Origin of the sequence: Rhodosalinus sp. (genome assembly GCF_046542825.1) — a bacterium.
Classification (GTDB): domain Bacteria; phylum Pseudomonadota; class Alphaproteobacteria; order Rhodobacterales; family Rhodobacteraceae; genus Rhodosalinus.
Genome location: NZ_JBKHAQ010000001.1, coordinates 37,596 through 57,358, shown reverse-complemented (window position 1 = coordinate 57,358; position 19,763 = coordinate 37,596). Strand labels below are relative to the sequence as shown.

The window sequence follows — 19,763 nt, the reverse complement described above, 5'->3', positions numbered from 1 at the left end:
CGACGCGCGCGGCAAGCCTTACTCTCGCCCGATTACCACGCTAGGCTTTTCGCCACGCAAGAGGCCAAGGGCATGGGCGGAAGCACGGACAGACAGGTGGCGCGGCGCCGGGTGTTCTACATTCCCGGCTACGACCCCTTTCCGCCGCGGCGCTACCGCGAGCTCTACCGCCGCGAGGCGGCCGAACAGGCGGCGCTCTCAGGCCACGAGATCGCCCTCGCCCCGCGCGAGGCGCGGCGCGGCGCCGGCTGGGGCGTCGACGCGCGGATCGACGGCGCGGAGGTGCACGCCGAATTCGAGGTGCTCGTCTGGTCGGACATCGTGCGCGGCAGCATGGCGCAGGGGGTGCCGGCGACCTACGGCCAGCTCGTGCGCACGGCGTGGATCTACGGCGCCACCGGCGCGCTCTGGCGGCTGATGCGGCTGCGCAAGGGGCCGGTCATCGCGGCCTTCTACCCGGTCGCGATGCTGCTGGGGCAACTCGGCCTTGCCCTCCTCGCGGCCTGGGCGCTCGGCAGCCTGCTTGCGCGGCTCGTCCACCCTCTGGCCGCCTGGGCGGGCCTCGCCGTCGTCTGGCCGATCCTTGCATGGTTCAAGCGGCAGGACGGTCGCGTCTATGCCCATTACCTGATGCACGACTACGCGTTCTCGGCGCACTGGCGGGGCGCGAACCCGCCCGCGCTGGAACGCCGGCTGGCCGAGTTCACGGACCGTATCGCCGAGGCGCTGGCCGAGGACTGGGACGAGGTGCTGGTGGTCGGCCATTCCTCGGGTGCGCATCTGGCCGTCTCGGTGCTGGCCGACCTGGTCCGCACGGGCCGCGTGCCCGCCGACGGTCCGGCGCTGGGGTTCCTCTCGCTGGGGCAGGTCGTGCCGATGATGTCCTTCCTGCCACGGGCGCAGCGGCTGCGCGCCGACCTGGCCTTCCTGTCCGAAAGCGATGCGCTCACCTGGGTCGACGTGACCGCCCCCGGCGACGGCTGCGCCTTTGCGCTCTGCGATCCGGTCGCCGTATCGGGCGTGGCGGGGCCGGCCAAGCGCTGGCCGCTGGTGATCTCGGCCGCTTTCACGCAGACGCTGAGCCCGGAGCGCTGGCGCGCGCTGCGCTGGCGCTTCTTCCGGCTGCATTTCCAGTATCTCTGCGCCTTCGACCGGCCCGGCGACTACGACTACTTCCGCGTCACGGCCGGCCCCCGCACCCTGGCCGCGCGCTTTGCCGGGCGCGCGCCCTCGCGCTCGCGCATCGAGCGGCCGCTGTCGAAATACACCAGCCGCGCCGCATGATCCCGCCCAAGCCGCCTGCGCGCGCCGAGCGCGTCTCGCTCTGGCGCTACCTGCGGCTCTTCCGGCAGGACATCCTGTCGGCGCAGCCCGAACGGCTCTACCGCGCCTGGATGGCGGAGTTCCGCACCCCCTTCTTCCGGTCCTACCTCGTCAACCAGCCCGACCTCGTGCGCTGCGTCCTCAAGGAGCGGCCCGACGACTTCCCCAAGTCGGACCGCATCTCGGAAGGGCTGCGCCCGCTGCTGGGCGAGTCGGTCTTCGTGACCAACGGCGAGGCCTGGAAGCGGCAGCGCCGGATCATCGACCCGGCCTTCGAGGGCGGGCGGCTCAAGGACACCTTCCCGGCGATGCGCGACGCGGCAGAGGCCGCGGCGGCCCGCCTCGCCGCGCAAGCGGGCGAGGAGGTGGAGATCGAGGAACAGACCAGCCACGCCGCCGCCGACGTGATCTTTCGCACGCTGTTCTCGATCCCCATAGAACACCGCATCGCGCGGGAGGTCTTCCACGAATTCCGCGCCTACCAGCGCACCCAGCCGATCCTGAACGCCGCCGCCTTCGTGCCCCTGCCGCGCTGGCTGCCGCGCGGGCACCGCCGGCGCACCCGCGCCTCGGCCCGCGCGATCCGGGCGCTGATCACCGAACTGACGGCAGAGCGGATGCGCGCGATCGAGGCCGGCGCGGCGCCCGACGACCTGGCCACCAAGATCATGACGACCCGCGACCCGGTGACCGGAGAGACCTTCACCACGGAAGAGATGGTTGACCAGGTGGCGATCTTCTTCCTCGCCGGGCACGAGACCTCGGCCTCGGCGCTCGCCTGGACGCTCTACCTGATGGCGATCTTTCCCGACTGGCAGGACCGCGTGGCAGAGGAGGCGCGCGCCAATCTGCCGCGCGACGCACCGGCCGATTTCGCCGCCGTCTCGCGCCTGCGCGTGACGCGCGACGTCTTCCGCGAGGCGCTCCGCCTCTACCCGCCGGTGCCCATGATGGTGCGCGAGGCAACGCAGGCAGAGCGGTTCCGCGACCGCGACCTGCCCCGCGGCGCGCAGATCGTGCTCTCGCCCTGGCATCAGCACCGGCACACCCGGCTCTGGGACAACCCCGACGGCTTCGATCCTGCCCGGTGGGAGACGGAGAACGGCCGCAGCTGCGCGCGCGAGGCCTACATGCCCTTCTCGGCCGGTCCCCGGGTCTGCACCGGCGCCGGCTTCGCGATGGTCGAGGGCGTGCTGCTGCTGGCGCGGCTGCTGCGTGACCTGCAGGTCGCGCCGGGCACGCGCCCGCCACCGGTGCCGGTGGCGCATCTGACCGTGCGCTCACGCGAGGGTATCTGGCTGAAAGTTGCCGGACGCTGAATCGCTGCCGACGGAGCCGTCAGGCGCAGCGACGGTCGAGGGCACGCCTCCTGTCGGCCGCATGGCAACTGGCGTGATCCACGGTCGTGCAACACGGACAGCAACGGCATGGCGCCTGCCCTTCAGGGCTGCTGCGCGACGATCCGGATTCCCTTGCGTCCAGACGCGAAGCGGCAAGCCCGCGAGAGGAGGAGGCGCTTGCACCGCTCTGCGCGCCGACAGGCCCGCTGCCGACCGAAGCGATGCCGCCGGCCGGCGCCCTGTCTTGCCGGGCAGGCATATCCGGCTGCACGTCTCGCGCTGGATCCGCTGCGGCACAGTCCCGCCCGGTGCCGCCGGAAGGGGACCGTCCGCGCCTGCCCGGGCGCACAACCCCCGCGATCCGGACAGTCCCGTGCCCGCCGGCAACGCCCCGAAGGCCCTCAGGCGCGCCCGCCGCTGCCCGACAGCATGAGCGCGTCGATGCCCAGCGTGCCAAGTGCCGCCTGCCACTTGCCACCGTCGTCGGCGGCAAAGACCAGCTCGGGCGTCGCCTCCGTGGTGAGCCAGGCATTTTCCGCGAGTTCGGCCTCGAGCTGCCCGGGCCCCCAGCCGGCATAGCCCAGCGCCATCAGCGCCTTCTGAGGTCCCTTGCCGCGCGCAAGCTCCTCGAGGATGTCGAGCGTCGCGGTCATGCCGAAGTTCGCATCGACATGCAGGGTCGAGCGGTCAGAGGCATAGTCGGGCCCGTGCAGCACGAAGCCGCGCCCGGTCTCGACCGGACCGCCGAAATGCACCTTCATGCGCCGCGCCTGCGGCCCGGCCTCGATCGAGAGCTGCTCGAAAAGGTCGGCAAGGGTGATGTCGTCGGTGGGCTTGTTCAGGATCAGGCCCATCGCCCCTTCCTCGGAATGCGCGCAGAGAAAGACGACGCTGCGCGCGAAGCGCGGGTCGCCCATCGCGGGCATCGCGATCAGCAGCTTTCCGGTCAGCGGGGTGGTCTCGGACATGCGGCCTCTCCGGTCTGCCGTTCAACATGACCCCGGCACGGGACGGGTTCAAGGCCGCGCGCTCGCCGCAACGTGAGGCGGCGCGACTTGGCAAACTGTGCGCGCTGCGCGATGTCGGGGCCATGACAGTGCGACAGATGCTCCTTGCCGCGTTTTCCTGCGCCGCGCTTGCCCTTCCCCTGCCCGCCCGCGCGCTCGACGTGATCGCGGGCGAGATCCTGCCCGGCTGGCGCCTCGACGACGGCACGCACATGGCCGGGCTGCGGCTGACACTGGCGCCGGGGTGGAAGACCTACTGGCGCGCCCCGGGCGACGCAGGCATCCCCCCGCGCTTCGACTGGAGCGGGTCGGAAAACCTGCGCGCGGTCGAGATCGCCTGGCCCATGCCGCAGATCTTCGACCAGAACGGGATGCGCTCGATCGTCTACGAGGGCGAGGTGGTGCTGCCGCTGCACGTCCGTCCCCTGCGCGAAGGCGCCCCGATCCGCCTCGATGCCCGGGTGGAACTGGGCGTCTGCGAGGATATCTGCGTCCCGACCTCGCTGGGCGTGGCAGAGGTGTTACCGGAGGACGCATCCCGGCCCGATCCGGCGATCGCCGCGGCACTGGCCGCGCGTCCCCTCAGCGCGGCGGAGGCGGGCGTGCGCCGGGTCGCCTGCACCATCGTGCCAGGCGCACGCGGCCTGCGCCTGACAGCGGAGATCGAGATGCCGCGCGCCGGACGCACGGGCGCGGCGGTGATCGAGGCGGGCGATCCGGAAATCTGGGTGTCCGAACCGGACATCGCCCGCATCTCTCCGGACCGCCTGACGGCGACCAGCGTTCTGGAACACATGGAGGGCGGCGACTTCGCCCTCGACCGCGGCGCGCTGCGGATCACGCTGCTGGGCTCGGGCACGGCGATCGATATCCGGGGGTGTTCCGCGAAGTGACCCGTGCCTCGGGAAAGCGCGTTGCAACGCGCTTGACGCCGCGCGTCATCGATTCGCTTCCCTTGGCATGGAGCGCGCCAAGCGGTTTCCAAACCGCTTGCAAGCGCGTTGCAACGCGCTTTCTTGCCTCTCATGCCGCGCGGCGCGCGGTCCGCCGCGCCGCCACGGCAGCGGCCAGATAGACGGTCGTCGCCAGCACGGCGATCCCGCCAAGATAGACCGTCAGCGCCGCGACAAGGGGCGACAGATCCCCAAGTCCCTGCAGGCTCAGCGCAGATGGCAGCGCGCCGGTCGCCGCCGTCCAGCCCAGCGTCGCCACGAGCCAGCCGAGGCTCGCGGCAAACCCGAGCGCCAGACCAAGCCGCAGCCGGCGCCGGCGAAACCGCAGCCCGCGGCGAAACGCCTGCACCTGCCGGCCCGCATCCTCCTGCATCGCCACCAGCGCGGGCACCACCAGCAACACCAGCAGCATCCCGAAGCCCAGCCCGTAGACCAGCGTGATCACCGTGGGCTTGAGGAACTCCGCCTGGCTCGACCCCTCGTAGAGCAGCGGCATCAGCCCCAGCACCGTTGTCGCGGTGGTCAGCATCACGGGCCGCAGCCGGTCCGCCGCGCCGTCCACGATGGCGGGCCGCAGGCCGCGGCTGCGCGCCTTCTCGTCGATCGTCGTCACCAGCACGATGGAATCGTTGATGATGATGCCGGTCATGCCCAGAAGCCCGACGACCGAGAACATCGACAGCGGCACCTCCCACAGGTGATGACCCCAAACCGCGCCGACAAGACCGAAGGGAATCACCGCCATCACGACCAGGGGCCGCGTCCAGCTGCCGAAGATCCAGGCCAGCGCGAGGTAGATGCCCACGAGGCACAGCAGGAGCCCCGTCAGCGCGTCCGAGAGGAACGCGTCCTCCTGTTCGCTGAGACCGGCAAGGCGCCAGTCCACCTGCCGCTCGGCCGCGATGGCCGGCAGGATCTCTTCCTCCAGCGCGGTCGTGATCTCGGCTGCGCGCGCGGCATCGTCCATGTCGATATCGCCGGTGACCGATACAACGCGCAGACCGTTCTCGCGCCGCACGGTGGAAAACCCGATCTGCCGCTCGACCGAGACGATGTCGGCCAGCGGAACGTATTCGCCCGCAGGCGTGCGCATCTGCGTGCGCTCCAGGAAATCCGCCGTCAGTTCGCCCTCGGGCAGTTCCACCCGGATCGTCGCGCTGCGCGGGCCGGCGGGATAGGTCGCGGCCTCGATCCCGCCCAGGCGATGGCGCAGCACGCGCCCCAGTTCGTCGGGCGTGAAGCCAAGCGCCTGCCCCTGCGGCGTGAGCTCCAGGATCAGCTCCTCCTTGTCGTAGGCCAGCGTGTCCTCGACGCCGGAGACCTCCGCAAAGCGCGCGACCGCCGTCTTGAGATCCTCCGCCGCGGCCTTAAGCGTCTCCGCCTCGGCGCCGTAGAACTGCACGTCCAGCGCATCGCCCCCGGGCCCCGAGCGCCAGCCGCGGAAGCTGACCGTCTCGGCCATCGGGTGCTGCACGACGCGGTCCTGCAGCTCGCCCACGAAGGCGAAGGCCGAATAGGGCCGCAGGTCGGCGTCGATCAACTCGATGGAGATGCCGCCAAGCTGATAGGGTTCCTTGGTGTCGGTCCCCGCCATGCCCCAGCCGGCATTGCCGCCGACCTCGGCGAGCACGTAGAGCACCGGGTTCAGGCCGTGCTCCGCCTCGTAGTCCGCCGCCAGCTCCTCGACCGCGCGCTGCATCGCGGCCATCTGCTCGAGGCTGTCCTCGCGGGTGGCTCCGGCGGCCATGGCGAAGTTGCCGGTGACGGAACTCTGCTCGGGCGCGTTGAAGAATCGCCAGGACACCTCGCCCGAGATCAGCAGCGCCACCTGGCTCGCCAGCACGGCGACGGCCCCCGCGAGCACGACGTAGCGCGCGCGCACGACGCCCCGCATGGCAGGCCGGAAGAGCCGGTCGCGCACCTGCACGAAGCCGCGGTTCACCTGCCGAGAGGGCCAGTCGTACCAGTGTTCGCGGTCCGCGGCCTTGAGCGCATGGCTCATGTGGTTGGGCAGGATCAGGAAGCATTCGACGAGGCTGGCCAGCAGCACCGCGATCACGGTAAAGGGGATGTCGGCGATCAGGTCGCCGAAGCGCCCGCCCACCGCGACGAGCGCGAAGAAGGCGATCACCGTGGTCAGCGTGGCCGCAAAGACAGGCATCGCCATGCGCCGCGCCGCGTTTTCGGCCGCAACGACCGGCGGCTCGCCCAGGTGGCGATAGCGGTGATCGGCGTGCTCGCCCACCACGATGGCGTCGTCCACCACGATGCCCAGCGTGATGATCAGCGCGAAGAGCGAGATCATGTTGATGGTCAGGCCCGCGGCATACATCACCGCGATGGCCGCGAACATCGCCGTGGGAATGCCGGCGGCCACCCAGAAGGCCGTGCGCGCGTTGAGAAACAGGAACAGCAGCAGCACGACAAGGCCCAAGCCCATCAGCCCGTTTTCGATCAGGATGTCGAGCCTGCCGGTGATGTAGTCCGCCCGCGTGCGGATCAGGTCGACGCTCACGCCCTCGGGCAGCGTGGCCTGAAGCTCTGCCGCCACCTCTTCGACCGTCTGCTGGATGCCGATGGCATCGCCGCGGTCCGACCGGTCCACGCGGACCGAGATCGCCGGATTCTCCCCCACGAAATAACTACGCTCCCGGTCCGGGCCGCCCACCCGGACGGTGGCGACCTCTCCGACGGTGAGCGTGCCGCCGGTGGGCGTCGAGCGCAGGACGATGGCCGCAATCTCGTCGGCGCCGCGTTTCTCGACTCCCGTGCGCACCCGCGTGGTCGCGCCGGAGACGTCGCCTGCGGGCTCGGCATCGACTTCGGCGGCGATGGCGGCGGCGATCTCCTGCATGCTCAGGTCGTGCGCGATCAGCGCGGCAGAGGGCACCTCGACCACCGTCTCCGGCGCGGCAAGGCCCTGGATCGTCGTACGCGTCACCCCCTGCTGGAAGAGCCGCGCGACGAATTCGTCGGCATATCGCGCCAGCTGCTCGACGCCCACTGGCCCGGTGACGACAACATCCGTCACCCGGTCGCGCCAGGCGCCGCGGCGCACCTGCGGCTCTTCGGCCTCCTCCGGTAGCGTGGCGATCTGGTCCACCGCGGTCTGCACGTCCGCCGCCGCGCGCCCCATGTCCCAGCCGGGTTCGAAGTCGATGCGCAGGCTCGCCCGCCCCTCCCGCGAGGTCGAGTCGGTGCCCTCCACCCCCTCGACCGCCAGCAACGCGGGCTGCAGCACCTGCACGATGGCCGAGTCCACGTCCTCGGCGCCCGCGCCCCGCCAGGCGACGGAGACGGTGATGTCGTCCACCACCACGTCGGGAAAGAACTGCGCGCGCATGTTGGGAAAGGACACGAGGCCCGCCACCAGCATGAGCACCAGAAGCAGGTTGGCAAGCGTCGGATGCCGCGTGAAGTAGGACAGGATGCCGCCCGCGCGGGCGGGGATCTCGCGCGCCATGCGCTCAGCCCCCCATCCGCGATTCGATCCGCTCGACCATCCGGGCGGGCACCTCGGGCTCGGCAAGCCGCGCGAGGATCCGCGCCTTGGCGTCGTCCGGCATCTGCCGGCTGCCCTCGATGAAGGCCACAAGCCGCGCGCGGCGCTCTTCGCTCAGCTCCAGCATCGGCTCGGGCGCCGCATCCTTCGCGATTTCGCCCTCAAGCGGGCGCACCTCCACGCCGGGGCCGAGCAGAGGCGTCCGCGCCGCCACCACCTGCCGCCCGTCGAGGCCCGGGGCGCGCACCAGCACCTCGTCGCCCTGCCGTCGCAGCAGGGTGACGGACATCGCCTCCAGACGGTCGTCCGGCCCCACCACCAGCACGTCGCCCCCCGAATCGAGCGCGGCGGCGGGCAGTCGCACGACGCGTTCCAGCGGCGGCTCCTCGATTTGCACGGTGACGAAATCGCCGGGCTTGAAGCCGCGCGCCGCCTCGAGCCGGGCGAAGATCAGCCTGCCGGACTGTCCCTCGCCGACCGCCGCGCTGTCGCGTTCGAGCTGGCCCCGTGCCAACAGGTCGGTGCCGAAGACGTCGAGCCGCACCTCCACCGGCGCGGGCCGCAACCTGCCCTCCGCATCGAGCAGGCGGGCATATTGCGTCGTCGAGACGCGGAAGGCGACCTCGAGCGCCTCGGCGTCGATCAGCCGCGCGAGCCGTTCGTTGAGCGACACGAGCCCGCCCTCGATCGCCGCGACATCGGCCAGCGTTCCGTCGAACCCCGCGCGCAGCACGGTGTCGTCCAGCCGCCGCTCCGCATCCCCAAGCGCGATGCGGCTGCGGGTGATCCGGGTGGCGGCCTGAGCCACGCGCGCCTCGGCCTGCGCCTCGGCCTGCCGCCGCGCGACCACCGCCTGCCGCGCCGAGGAGGCCGCCAGTTCCGCCGTCTCGACCGTCGCCGCCGTGCCCACGCCGCGACCGGCGAGGTCCCTCTGCCGCGCCAGCGCGCGTTCGCGCAGATCGGCCTGATCGCGCGCCGCCGCCAGTTCGTCCCGCGCGAGGCCCAGGGCGCGCTCGGCCTCCCGCGCCTCGGCCTCGGCATCCATCAGATCGGCGCGCGCGCGATCGAACGCCGCCTGCGCCTCGGCCGGGTCGAGGCGCAGCAGCACCTCGCCCGCCGCGACCTGGCCACCTTCGACGAAGTCGTCCGACAGCGCGACGACACGGCCCGCAGCCGCGGCCCGCAGCTCCAGCATGCGGCGGCTCTGCACCTCGCCGAAGGCGGACAGGACCGGCGTCTCGGTGCCCGCCTCCGCGCGCACCACGTCGACGGCAAAGACCCGCTCGCGCACCTGCGGCACGCGCGGCTCCTGCGCCATGCGCTCCTGCACCGCGCCTTGCAGCGACAGCCCGGCATAGACCAGAAGGCCCAGCGCCGCGGCCACCAGGAACAGGCCCGTGACGCTCTGTCTGAGAAATCGCATCCATCCCCCTCGTGCGGCCCTGCCGGGCCAGAATAGGCAGATAGGCAGCCCCCGGGGAATCCCCAAGCCCGCGCGGTTCCTGCGTCACGGATGCGCCCTTCCGTCGCGCTCAGTCGAACATTTCCGCAAAGAGCGGGCGCAACGGCTCGATCACGTCGAAACGCAGAAGCTGCGCCGGAGTGAGAAAGGCGAAACCCGCCCCTTCGCCCAGCCGCAGATCGCCCGGCGCGACCCGCCGGTCGGTATGGAAGACATAGAGCACCCCGTCGGCGCGCGCGTGGGAGGGCACCCGCACCAGCGGCGCCAGTTCATGCTCCGACAGCCAGACGCCCGTCTCTTCCCGGAATTCGCGCACCGCGGCTTCGACCAGTTTCTCGCCCGGCTCGACGCCGCCGCCGAAGAGCCCCCAGTGCCCGGGCGCTGCGATGTCGGGACGGTCGTCGCGCAACTGCATCAGCACGCGGCCCGCGCCGTCCTGCGCCATGACCAGCGCGCCCTGCCAGCCCTCCGCCTCGGGCAGGGCACCCAGCCTGCGGAACCCGCTCACTTTCGGCGGCGGTGCTCGTCGAGCCGCGGCAGGATCTCGACGAAGTTGCAGGGCCTGTGGCGATAGTCGAACTGCGGGCCAAGGATCGCGTCCCAGGCATCGCGGCAGGCCGAGGGGCTGCCCGGCAGCGCGAAGAGATAGGTGCCCCCCGCCACCCCGGCCGTCGCGCGGCTCTGCACCGCGGAGGTGCCGATCTTCTGCCAGGAGACCAGCGCGAAGATCGTGCCGAAGGCATCGATCTCCTTTTCGTAGACGTCGCGGTGCGCCTCCACCGTCACGTCGCGGCCGGTGAGGCCTGTCCCGCCGGTCGTCAGCACGACGTCGATGTCCGGGTCGGCCACCCAGCGGCGAAGCTGCTCCGCGATCATCTCGCGCTCGTCGGGCAGGATGCGGCGGTCTGCCAGGACGTGCCGCGCCTGCTCGATCCGCTCCACCAGGGCGGCGCCCGAGCGGTCGTCCTCCGGCGTGCGCGTGTCGCTCACGGTCAGCACGGCAATGCGAACGGGCAGGAACTCGCGCGACTGGTCGATGCGGCTCATGCTGCGGACCTTGCGCCAAGGACAAGGCGCAGTGCAAGCGCCCCGAAGATGCCGGCAGAGACCAGGGCGGCGATCCGCCGCGCGCGCGGCGCCCGCACGAGACGGGCGGCGGCCCTGCCTGCCGACAGGCCGACCGCCCCGTTGACCAGAAGGCCGCCCAGCGCCAGCAGCCCGCCAAGGATCAGGAACTGCGCCAGGATCGCGCCCTCGGCGGGGCGCACGAACTGCGGCAGGAAGGCCAGCGTGAAAAGGATGACCTTCGGGTTCAGCAGGTTCACCGCAAGCCCCGCCCGAAAGGCGCGCGCCGCCGGCATGGCAGCGGCGCTGACCTGCGCCGGCGGGCGGCGCAACACCTGAACTGCCAGCCACAGCAGATACCCCGCGCCCAGCCAGCGGATCGCCTCCAGCGCGGCGGGATGCGCCGCGATCAGCGCGGCAAGGCCCAGCCCCGCCGCGAGGGCATGCAGCATGACGCCGGCGGAGATGCCGGCCGCGGCGCCGAGCGCCGCGCGGCGTCCACCCGACAGCCCCTGCGCCAGCGCGAACATCATGTCCGCCCCCGGCGTCAGGTTCAGCGCAAGCGCGGCCGGCAGGAAAGCCAGCAGGACGAGCGGGTCGATCATGCGCCCTCCAGCCGCGCGGCGAGCGTCAGCATGTCCTCCCAGGCCATGCGCCTGGCGTGCGGATTGCGCAGCAGGTAGGCGGGATGCAGCATCGGCAGCGCGGGCAGGCCCAGCGCCTCGTCCCACTGCCCGCGCAGCCGGGTGATGCCCCTGCGGCCCAGCAGCGCCTGCGCGCTGGAATTGCCCATCACGACCAGCACCTCCGGCGCGGCAAGCGCGATGTGCCGGCGCAGGAAGGGCAGCATCATCGCCGTCTCCTCCGCCGTGGGCTCGCGGTTGCGCGGCGGGCGCCAGGGCAGGACGTTGGTGATGTAGACCGAGCCTTCGGGCGCCGCGGCTGCGCGGTCGAGGCCGATGGCGGCAAGCATCCGGTCCAGCAGCCTGCCGGCCCGCCCGACGAAGGGCCGCCCCTCCAGATCCTCCTCGCGTCCGGGCGCCTCGCCCACGATCATCACCCGCGCGCCCGCCCGCCCGTCGGCGAAGACAAGGCTGCGCGCGCCCTGCTTCAGCGCACAATGCGGATAGGCCGCAAGCGCCGCGCGCAAGGCATCGAGATCCGCGGCGCCGCGCGCCGCGGCCTCCGCCTCTGCCACGGGGTCCGTCCGTGCCCCGGCGGACTGAGGCGTGGCGACGGGCGCCTCCTGCGCGGCGGCAGCGGCCTGCGCCGCCGCCTCCGCCTCCGCGAAGCGATCCACCGGCGCATCGCCGATGGCCTCGGTCGCGCCGAGCTCGACCTGCCATTCCAGCAGGGCCTTCGCGGTGTGCCAGTCGATCGCGGACTCCATGATCCGAGAGTAGTGCGCGCGGCAAGAGGCCGCCAGCCCGCCGCAGGTGGTGCGCGCGAAGAAAAATCTTCTGCGAAGATTTTTCGGAAGCAGCCCGTCCGAAGAATTTTCGATCGAAAATTCATCTCCCTGACCGCCACCCGCGCGGCACAGCCGCGCCTTGCCCCGCCCCGTCGCGGGTCCTATACCGACGCCAGCGGCGAAGAGGGCGCGCATGGGCTTCACCGACCGACATCTTCTGGGCATCGAGCCGCTCAGCCCCGCCGCGATCACCGAGATTCTCGACCTCGCCGACAGCTACGTCGCCTTCAATCGCCAGCCCGCCCGCCACGCAGACGCGCTTGCCGGCGCCACGCAGATCAACATGTTCTTCGAGGCCTCCACCCGCACCCAGGCCAGCTTCGAGCTGGCAGGCAAGCGACTGGGCGCGGACGTGATGAACATGGCGATGCAGGCCAGTTCGCTGAAGAAGGGCGAGACGCTGATCGACACCGCGACCACGCTCAACGCCATGCGGCCCGACCTGCTGGTGGTGCGGCACCCGCAGTCGGGCGCGGTGAATCTGCTGGCCGAAAAGGTCACCTGCGCGGTGCTGAACGCGGGCGACGGCCGGCACGAACATCCCACGCAGGCGCTGCTCGACGCGCTCACCATCCGCCGGGCGAAGGGGCGGCTGCACCGCCTGTCGGTCGCGATCTGCGGCGATATCGCGCATTCCCGCGTCGCGCGGTCGAACATCCTGCTGCTCAACCGCATGGAAAACCGCATCCGGCTGATCGCGCCGCCCACCCTGCTGCCCGCGGGCATCGACGCCTTCGGCGTCGAGGTCTTTGGCGACATGGAGGAGGGCCTGCGCGACGTCGACGTGGTGATGATGCTGCGGCTCCAGCGCGAGCGGATGGACGGCGGCTTCGTCCCGTCCGAGCGCGAGTATTACCACCGCTACGGGCTCGACCACGACAAGCTCACGCATGCGAAACCTGACGCCATCGTGATGCACCCCGGCCCGATGAACCGCGGGGTCGAGATCGACGGCACGCTTGCCGACGACATCAACCGCTCGGTGATCCGCGATCAGGTCGAGATGGGCGTGGCCGTGCGCATGGCGGCGATGCATCTGCTCGCCCGCAACTGGCGCGAGGCCGCGGCCGAGGTCACGGCATGAGCGAGCCCATCGACCTGCCCGCGCACGAGGCCGGCGTGATCCGCGTCTTCGCCCTCGATCTGCCCGAAGCGGAGGCGGAGCGCTGGCGCGCGCCCGAAGGCTCCGACGAGGGCGACGACCCGCTCGCCCGCGCGCTGGGCGCCGATCCCTTCGACCGCACCTATGCCGAGGTGATCCGCGTGGCCGACCTGGGCGCGATGTCGCTGTCCACCTATCTCGCCGAAGGCTACGGACTCCCCGAGGACGAACTCGCGTCGCTGCGCGGCCGGCTCGACGCGCTCACGGGCCATGTGGCCGTGACCATGTCCAGCGCCTTCGGCGGCAAGCCGCAACGGCTGGAGGTGCGCGCGCCCCTGCGGCTCGTCGCGCGGCTGACCGAGGAAGGGGGCCAGACCCCGCGCATCGCGCTTGGGTCCGGGTCCGGCCACGGAACGATCTCGCCCGCGCCGGTCCCGCCCCCGCCCGCGCGGCGCACATCGCCGGTTCTGGCGCTTCTGGCGCTTTTGGTGCTGGCGCTCCTCGTCGCCGCGGTGGTGCTGGGGGGCGGCAGATGAGCACGGTCTTCCGCCCCGACCGGGCCACCTACATCCGCGATCACGCCTGGATGGCGGCGCTGGCGATGGCGGGCGCGATGGCCGTGCTCTGGGCGATCGGAAACCCGCATGTCTGGACCGGCGCCGTCGCGGGCCTTGCCGCCGTCGGCGTCCGCGCCTGGTATCTCGCCTCCGAGGAACTGGGGCACGAGTGGCGCATCGAGGACGGCGCGCTGCACGGCCCCGGCGGGCGGCGCGTGGCGCTGGACCAGATCGAACGCCTGCGTCCCCTCGGCAGCGCCGTACAGGTGGTGACGCGCGGCGGCGACAAGCACCTGATCAAGTATCTCGCCGACCGAGAGGCGGTGCTCGCCGCGATCCGGCAGGCCGCGGGGAGGACCCTGTGACCTCCATCCTGATCCAGAACGCGCGCCTGATCGACCCCGAGGCCGCGCGCGAGACCCGCGGCTGGCTGCTGATCCGCGACGGCCGGATCGCGGGCCTGAGCGGCGAAGAGGCCCCGCCCGGGGCCGATGAGCGGATCGATGCGCGCGGCCGCTGCCTCGCCCCCGGCATCGTGGACTGGGGCGTGAAGATCGGCGAGCCGGGCGAACGGCACAAGGAAAGCTTCCGCTCGGCGGGCCGCGCGGCCGCGGCGGGCGGCGTCACCACGCTGATCACCCGCCCCGACACGCTGCCGCCGCTCGACACGCCGGAGGCGCTGGATTTCGTCCGCCGCCGCGCGGGCGAGGCGGGTGGCGTCCGCATCCACCCCATGGCCGCGCTCACCAAGGGCTGCGAGGGGCGCGAGATGACCGAGATCGGCTTCCTGCGCGACGCGGGCGCCGTGGCTTTCACCGATGCCTTCCGCGTCACGGCGGATGCGCGCGTGCTCTCGCGCGCCCTGACCTATGCCCGCGGGCTGGGTGCGCTGGCCGTCCTGCACCCGCAGGAACCGGGGCTGTCGCGCGGGGCCGCGGCCACCGGCGGCAAGTTCGCCACGCTCAAGGGTCTGCCCGCCGTCTCGCCGATGGCCGAGCGCATGGGCCTCGACCGCGATGTTGCGCTGGTGGAGATGACCGGCGCGCGCGTGCATTTCGACCAGATCACCACCGCCCGCGCCCTGCCCGCGCTGGAGCGCGCGAAATCGAACGGCTTCGACGTCACCGCGGGCGTCAGCGTGCATCACCTGACCCTCAACGAGCTCGACGTCGGGGACTATCGCACCTTCTTCAAGCTCACCCCGCCGCTGCGGTCGGAGGAAGATCGCCTGTCGGTGGTCGAGGCGCTGCGCACGGGGCTGATTGACTTGCTCTGCTCGATGCACACGCCGCAGGACGAGGAAAGCAAGCGCCTGCCCTTCGAAGAGGCCGCGCCCGGCGCCGTGGGACTGGAAACGCTGCTGCCGGCCGCGCTGCGCCTCTACCACGCCGGCGCGCTGGACCTGCCCGCGCTCTTCCGCGCGCTGGCGCTCAATCCCGCGCGCCGGCTGGGCCTGGAGGCAGGCACCCTGCGCGCGGGCGCGCCCGCCGATCTCGTGCTCTTCGACCCCGACGCGCCGTTCCGTCTGGACCGCTGGACGATGCAGTCGAAATCGAAGAACACGCCCTACGACGGCGCATTGCTGCAGGGCCGGGTGCTGGGCACCTGGGTCGGCGGGCGCCGCATCCACGGAGAGGCCTGATGCCCCCGCTCGAGACCGCATGGCTCCTGCTGCTCCTCTGGGCCGCCGCCGGCTACCTGCTGGGCTCGGTGCCCTTCGGCCTCGTCATCACGCGGGCCTTCGGGCTGGGCGACCTGCGCGCGATCGGTTCGGGCAACATCGGTGCGACCAACGTGCTGCGCACCGGCAGCAAGAGCGCCGCGGCAGCCACCCTGATCCTCGACAGCGGCAAGGGGGCCGCGGCAGTGCTGCTCGCGCGCGCCATGGCGGGCGAGGACGCCGCGCAGGTGGCCGGGCTCGCCGCCTTTCTCGGGCACTGCTTCCCGGTCTGGCTGCGGTTCGACGGCGGCAAGGGGGTGGCGACCTTCCTCGGCACGCTGCTGGCGCTGGCCTGGCCCCTGGGCCTCGCTGCCTGCGCGACCTGGCTCGCAACGGCGGCAGTCACCCGCCTCTCGTCGCTCGCCGCGCTGGTTGCGGCCGCGCTCTCGCCACTCTGGGCCGTGCTGCTGGGCCGGGGCGAGACAGCAGCGCTCGCCGCCGCGCTGGCAATTGTCGTGCTCTGGCGCCACGGCGACAACATCGCCCGCATCCGCGCAGGGACCGAGCCCCGGATCGGCCGCAAGCGCGAGGGCTGAGGCGGTGCCGGGCGTTGCAAGACGCGCTCCGCACCCGGCCGGCCCGCCTATCCGGGACGCGCCCGGCCGCGTGCGGGGGCCTCTTCAGCCGATACCGGCGCTTTCCCCGCTCTGACGATACCCAAGGTCGAGGCCGCGTCAGCGTTCGGGCGCAACGCTCCCCTTGTGCGGCAGGTCCAGGAACCTCCGGATCTCTTCAACCACGTCTTCGGGATCCGTCACCGGCAGCATGTGGCCCGCGCCGGGAATGACGACCCGCCGGGCGCCGGGGATACGCGCGGCGAGGCCCGCGTCGATCGCCGCGATATACTCGGGGCTCTTCGCCCCCTCCATCAGCAGCACCGGCACCTCCAGCCGGCCCAGCGCGCCGGAGCGCAGCACTTCCCCGCCGTCGGCGCGGATCACGGCAGAGGCTGCCTCGACCACCCGGATGCGGCGCGCCAGCGTCTCCCGCTGCGCCGGGCTCAGATCCTCCCAGGGGCGACCGTCGCCCCATTTCGCGGTGAAAAGGCGCGCGGCCTCCGCCCAGTCCCCGCGCGCCGCCGCGGCGGTGTAATCCGCCATCTCGGCGTCGTGCCGCGCGATCAGGTCGGGCCGGTCCTCCGGCAGAAGCTGGAAGAACACGGGTTCGATCAGCACGAGGCTGCGCACCAGCGCGGGCCGCTCCACCGCCAGCCGCAGCGCCACGGTCGCCCCGAAGCTGTGGCCGATCAGGTCCGCCTGCCCCTCGATCAGGTCCGCCGCCATCGCCACGGCCTGTGCCTGAACGTCGCCCGGCCCCTCCCAGGCGCCGCTGCGCCCGTGGCCGGGCAGGTCGAAGGCGGTCATCGACAGCGCATCCGACAGCCGCTGCGCCACGCCCTCCCAGAGCGTGGACTGCCCGAGCGAGCAGTGGATCAGCACCGCCGCCCGGTCGCCGCGACCCCAGCGCCGCACAAAGGTCGGAAAACCGCCGGCGGTCACGCGGCCCGGTCCGGCGCTTTCCACGCTCAGAGCCTGCCCGCGAGGTGGAGGTCCAGATCCTCCAGCCGGTCCTGTCCCCAGAACCGCTCGTCGCCCACGATGTAGAAGGGTGACCCGAAGACGCCGGCCTCCACCGCCTCTTCGAGGTTGCGGGCGTAGGTTTCCGCCCCCGCCAGCAGGCCGCGGTCGGCCAGGCCGGGATCGAAGCCCGCGCGCCCGAGGCAGTCGCGGATCACCGCGTCCTCGGCGATGTCGCGCTCCTCGACCCAGCAGGCGGTGAGGATGTTGCGCACCAGCGCGCCGGTATCCCCCGCGCCGTCTGCCTGCGCGGCGATGATCGCGTAGGACGAGGGCGCGGGATTGGTCGGGAAATGCGCGGGCTGCAGGGCGATCGGCATCTCGCGCTTCTTCGCCTGCCGGCGCAACTCCTGCAGCCGGTAATCGCGGCGCGCCTGCGGACGCTCGGGTAGCGGCTGGCCGCCGGTGCGCGCGAAGAGGGCAGCCGCGTCCACGGGCTTGTAGACGATCTCGGCGCCGTGGCGCTCCGCGATCCGCTCCAGCCGGTCGCCGGCCAGACAGGCGAAGGGCGAGACCGTGAAGAAGTAGTAGTCGATCCGCATCGAGCCCGCCCTCCGTCGCGTCCGGGTTTGCGCGACCCTAGGCGCGTGCTAAGCGGTGTCAACGTCACGAATCTGTCATGCCGCCTCTGACGGAGCCCCCTCCCCATGCCGAACGCTGTCGAGCCCAAGCTCATTTCGGGCAATGCCAACCTGCCGCTCGCCCGTGCCATCGCCCGCCGCATGTCGATGCATCGCGGCATGAACGTGGACCTCGTCGATGCGCGGGTGGAACGCTTCAACGACGGCGAGATCTTCGTCGAGGTCTTCGAGAATGTGCGCGGCGAGGACATGTTCATCATCCAGTCGACCTCGAACCCGGCGAACGACAACCTGATGGAACTGCTGATCATGACCGACGCGCTGCGCCGCTCGTCGGCTGCGCGGATCACCGCCGTGATCCCCTACTTCGGCTATGCCCGGCAGGACCGGCGCACCAAGGCCCGGACACCGATCTCGGCCAAGCTGGTCGCCAACATGATGGTCGAGGCCGGGATCGAACGGGTGCTGACCATGGACCTGCACGCCGCGCAGATCCAGGGCTTCTTCGACATCCCCGTCGACAACCTCTATGCCTCGCCGGTCTTCGCGCTCGATATTGCCGAGCGGTTCAACGGCCATCTCGAGGAAGTGACCGTGGTCTCGCCCGACGTGGGGGGCGTGGCGCGGGCGCGCGAGCTTGCCACCCGGATCGGCAGCCAGCTCGCCATCGTGGACAAGCGCCGCGAGAAGGCCGGCGAGGTCGCGGGCATGACGGTGATCGGCGAGGTGGAGGGCCGGCGCTGCCTGATCGTGGACGACCTCTGCGACACCGCTGGCACGCTGGTGAAGGCGGCCGAGCTTCTGATGGAGAAGGGGGCCGCCGAGGTGCACGCCTATATCACGCACGGCGTGCTGTCGGGACCGGCAGTGGAGCGGATCAGCGGGTCGGTGATGAAGCACCTGGTCATCACGGACACCATCGCGCCCAGCGAGGGCGTGCGCGTTGCAGACAAGATCCGCATCCTGCCCACCGCGCCGGTCTTCGCGCAGGCGATCCTGAACATCTGGAACGGCACCTCGGTCTCGTCGCTCTTCAACACCGAGATGCTGGAGCCGCTCTACGAGGGCCAGCTTCGCAGCTGAGGCGGGCAACGCGCTTGCAAGCGCGTTCAAGCGGTTTGGAAACCGCTTGCCCCCGCCATCCGCACAACGTCAGTAGAGATTCCAGTCGTCAGGATTGGGCATCTGGCCCAGCGCGATCCAGCCCACCCGTATGCGCGCAACCCGCGTATCGGCCCAGGTGCGAAAGACGATCTCGAACCCCTCCTCCGTCACCCGTTCGGCCGCAAGGTCCGCGCGCGCGTTCGTGCCCTGGTCGAAGTCCCACAGGGTGACCGAGACCTGCACAGCCGGACGCCTCGCGAAGGGTCTGGAAAACCGCACCCTGTCACGGCGCGCGCGCGCGCCATTTCCGGTCCACATCGGGCCGCCGTCCTCGTAGTCCGAGAACAGCGTCACCTCGCCCTGTTCGATACCCAAGAGACGGGATTCGAAGGTTTTCATGGCGCTTCCGGTGCCGGCCGGGCGGGCTGTGGCATCCTCCGGCAAGAGCGTGGCACAAACGAGCGAAGGGGCCCCGCCGCGACGGGGTCCCTTGCAGCGCCGGTCCCTCCCGCGCGCTCGCTCAGAGGCTGGCCTGCCGGGTATCGAGGCCGATGTGCGTGCCGACGGCGACCATATCGGCCAGCAGCTTGGCCGCATCGTCCACGGGGCCCGGTTCGTTGACGAAGGCTTCCTTCGCCTTCGTGTGCGCTTCGCGTGCCTCTGCGATCATCTCGTCGAGATGCTCCTGCGTCATCTCGCCCCGCGGCACCGCACGCTCGGCCAGAACCGTCACGCCTTCGGCGCCGATCTCGGCGAAGCCGCCCGTGACGACATATTCGTCGCCGCCCTCGGGACCGCGCGCCTTGAGCAGGCCGGGGCGCAGGGTCGTGATCGTGGGCAAGTGACCGGCCATCGCGGTCAGGTCGCCCGCTGTGCCGGGGATCTCCACCTCCGTCACCGCCATCGAGGCCAGCCGGCGCTCGGGGCTCACGAGATCGAACTGCATCGTGTCAGCCATGGGGTCTCCTCATGTGGCCCCGGCCGCACCGGCCGGGGCGT

The 19,763-nt window shown here is 71.6% G+C and carries 20 protein-coding genes; 9 read left to right on the top strand and 11 right to left on the bottom strand.

Going from position 1 to position 19,763, the window contains the following annotated elements; translation table 11 throughout:
- The first annotated feature begins 72 nt into the window (after nt 1–72).
- Both ACLFOB_RS00255 and ACLFOB_RS00250 read left to right on the top strand, forming a co-directional pair.
- Nucleotides 73–1,284, top strand: coding sequence for a hypothetical protein (locus ACLFOB_RS00255; protein ID WP_410924248.1), 1,212 nt, complete (start codon nt 73–75; stop codon nt 1,282–1,284).
- On the top strand, nt 1,281–2,642 hold the full coding sequence (locus ACLFOB_RS00250; RefSeq protein WP_410924246.1) for a cytochrome P450: 1,362 nt from the start codon (nt 1,281–1,283) through the stop codon (nt 2,640–2,642). The genes ACLFOB_RS00255 and ACLFOB_RS00250 overlap by 4 nt, the downstream gene beginning before the upstream one ends.
- A gap of 422 nt (nt 2,643–3,064) precedes the next feature.
- On the opposite strand, the gene ACLFOB_RS00245 is transcribed toward ACLFOB_RS00250, so the two are convergent.
- On the bottom strand, nt 3,065–3,631 hold the full coding sequence (locus ACLFOB_RS00245; protein ID WP_410924244.1) for a YqgE/AlgH family protein: 567 nt from the start codon (nt 3,629–3,631) through the stop codon (nt 3,065–3,067).
- Nucleotides 3,632–3,768: 137 nt separating this feature from the next.
- Between ACLFOB_RS00245 and ACLFOB_RS00240 the strand changes: the two genes are divergently transcribed.
- Nucleotides 3,769–4,563, top strand: a complete 795-nt coding sequence (locus tag ACLFOB_RS00240) for a protein-disulfide reductase DsbD domain-containing protein (RefSeq protein WP_410924243.1) — start codon at nt 3,769–3,771, stop codon at nt 4,561–4,563.
- A 130-nt stretch (nt 4,564–4,693) separates the two neighbouring features.
- Here the strand turns inward: ACLFOB_RS00240 and ACLFOB_RS00235 are convergent, their stop codons facing one another.
- The 6 genes from ACLFOB_RS00235 to ACLFOB_RS00210 form a co-directional block, all read right to left on the bottom strand.
- Nucleotides 4,694–8,086 (bottom strand): efflux RND transporter permease subunit, encoded by a 3,393-nt coding sequence (locus ACLFOB_RS00235; RefSeq protein WP_410916116.1) that lies wholly within the window; start codon nt 8,084–8,086, stop codon nt 4,694–4,696.
- 4 nt (nt 8,087–8,090) lie between these two features.
- Nucleotides 8,091–9,548, bottom strand: coding sequence for an efflux RND transporter periplasmic adaptor subunit (locus tag ACLFOB_RS00230; protein WP_410924241.1), 1,458 nt, complete (start codon nt 9,546–9,548; stop codon nt 8,091–8,093).
- Between the two features lie 109 nt (nt 9,549–9,657).
- A complete protein-coding gene (locus ACLFOB_RS00225; RefSeq protein ID WP_410916114.1) occupies nt 9,658–10,095 on the bottom strand; it encodes an NUDIX domain-containing protein in 438 nt (145 codons plus the stop codon).
- Complete coding sequence (gene moaB, locus ACLFOB_RS00220; protein ID WP_410916113.1) at nt 10,092–10,634, bottom strand: molybdenum cofactor biosynthesis protein B; 543 nt, start codon at nt 10,632–10,634, stop codon at nt 10,092–10,094. The genes ACLFOB_RS00225 and moaB overlap by 4 nt, the downstream gene beginning before the upstream one ends.
- Nucleotides 10,631–11,257: a LysE family translocator gene (locus tag ACLFOB_RS00215; protein WP_410924239.1), complete on the bottom strand. Its 627-nt coding sequence runs from the start codon at nt 11,255–11,257 to the stop codon at nt 10,631–10,633. The genes moaB and ACLFOB_RS00215 overlap by 4 nt, the downstream gene beginning before the upstream one ends.
- A complete protein-coding gene (locus ACLFOB_RS00210) occupies nt 11,254–12,042 on the bottom strand; it encodes a uracil-DNA glycosylase (RefSeq protein ID WP_410924237.1) in 789 nt (262 codons plus the stop codon). Before ACLFOB_RS00210 ends, ACLFOB_RS00215 begins: the two co-directional genes overlap by 4 nt.
- Nucleotides 12,043–12,256: 214 nt before the next feature.
- Between ACLFOB_RS00210 and ACLFOB_RS00205 the strand changes: the two genes are divergently transcribed.
- Genes ACLFOB_RS00205 through plsY form a run of 5 tightly spaced genes read left to right on the top strand, consistent with a single transcriptional unit; the run spans nt 12,257 to nt 16,038 of the window.
- Nucleotides 12,257–13,207 carry an aspartate carbamoyltransferase catalytic subunit gene (locus tag ACLFOB_RS00205; protein ID WP_410916110.1) on the top strand — a complete coding sequence of 317 codons (951 nt, stop codon included), beginning with the start codon at nt 12,257–12,259 and terminating at the stop codon, nt 13,205–13,207.
- Nucleotides 13,204–13,761, top strand: a complete 558-nt coding sequence (locus ACLFOB_RS00200) for a hypothetical protein (RefSeq protein WP_410924235.1) — start codon at nt 13,204–13,206, stop codon at nt 13,759–13,761. The genes ACLFOB_RS00205 and ACLFOB_RS00200 overlap by 4 nt, the downstream gene beginning before the upstream one ends.
- Nucleotides 13,758–14,147: a hypothetical protein gene (locus ACLFOB_RS00195; RefSeq protein WP_410924234.1), complete on the top strand. Its 390-nt coding sequence runs from the start codon at nt 13,758–13,760 to the stop codon at nt 14,145–14,147. Before ACLFOB_RS00200 ends, ACLFOB_RS00195 begins: the two co-directional genes overlap by 4 nt.
- Nucleotides 14,144–15,424: a dihydroorotase gene (pyrC, locus tag ACLFOB_RS00190; protein WP_410924232.1), complete on the top strand. Its 1,281-nt coding sequence runs from the start codon at nt 14,144–14,146 to the stop codon at nt 15,422–15,424. Before ACLFOB_RS00195 ends, pyrC begins: the two co-directional genes overlap by 4 nt.
- Nucleotides 15,424–16,038, top strand: coding sequence for a glycerol-3-phosphate 1-O-acyltransferase PlsY (gene plsY / locus ACLFOB_RS00185; protein ID WP_410924231.1), 615 nt, complete (start codon nt 15,424–15,426; stop codon nt 16,036–16,038). Before pyrC ends, plsY begins: the two co-directional genes overlap by 1 nt.
- Before the next feature lie 138 nt (nt 16,039–16,176).
- Here plsY and ACLFOB_RS00180 read toward each other — a convergent pair whose 3' ends face one another.
- Nucleotides 16,177–17,025 (bottom strand): alpha/beta fold hydrolase, encoded by an 849-nt coding sequence (locus tag ACLFOB_RS00180; RefSeq protein WP_410924229.1) that lies wholly within the window; start codon nt 17,023–17,025, stop codon nt 16,177–16,179.
- A 2-nt stretch (nt 17,026–17,027) separates the two neighbouring features.
- On the bottom strand, nt 17,028–17,621 hold the full coding sequence (locus ACLFOB_RS00175; protein WP_410924227.1) for a 2-hydroxychromene-2-carboxylate isomerase: 594 nt from the start codon (nt 17,619–17,621) through the stop codon (nt 17,028–17,030).
- Between the two features lie 105 nt (nt 17,622–17,726).
- Here ACLFOB_RS00175 and ACLFOB_RS00170 point away from each other — a divergent pair, with 105 nt between their 5' ends.
- On the top strand, nt 17,727–18,743 hold the full coding sequence (locus ACLFOB_RS00170; protein ID WP_410924226.1) for a ribose-phosphate pyrophosphokinase: 1,017 nt from the start codon (nt 17,727–17,729) through the stop codon (nt 18,741–18,743).
- Between the two features lie 69 nt (nt 18,744–18,812).
- On the opposite strand, the gene ACLFOB_RS00165 is transcribed toward ACLFOB_RS00170, so the two are convergent.
- Together ACLFOB_RS00165 and ACLFOB_RS00160 are read right to left on the bottom strand one after the other, a co-directional pair.
- Nucleotides 18,813–19,163, bottom strand: a complete 351-nt coding sequence (locus ACLFOB_RS00165) for an H-type lectin domain-containing protein (protein WP_410924224.1) — start codon at nt 19,161–19,163, stop codon at nt 18,813–18,815.
- A 121-nt stretch (nt 19,164–19,284) separates the two neighbouring features.
- A complete protein-coding gene (locus tag ACLFOB_RS00160; protein WP_410917567.1) occupies nt 19,285–19,722 on the bottom strand; it encodes a F0F1 ATP synthase subunit epsilon in 438 nt (145 codons plus the stop codon).
- Between the last annotated feature and the right edge of the window lie 41 nt (nt 19,723–19,763).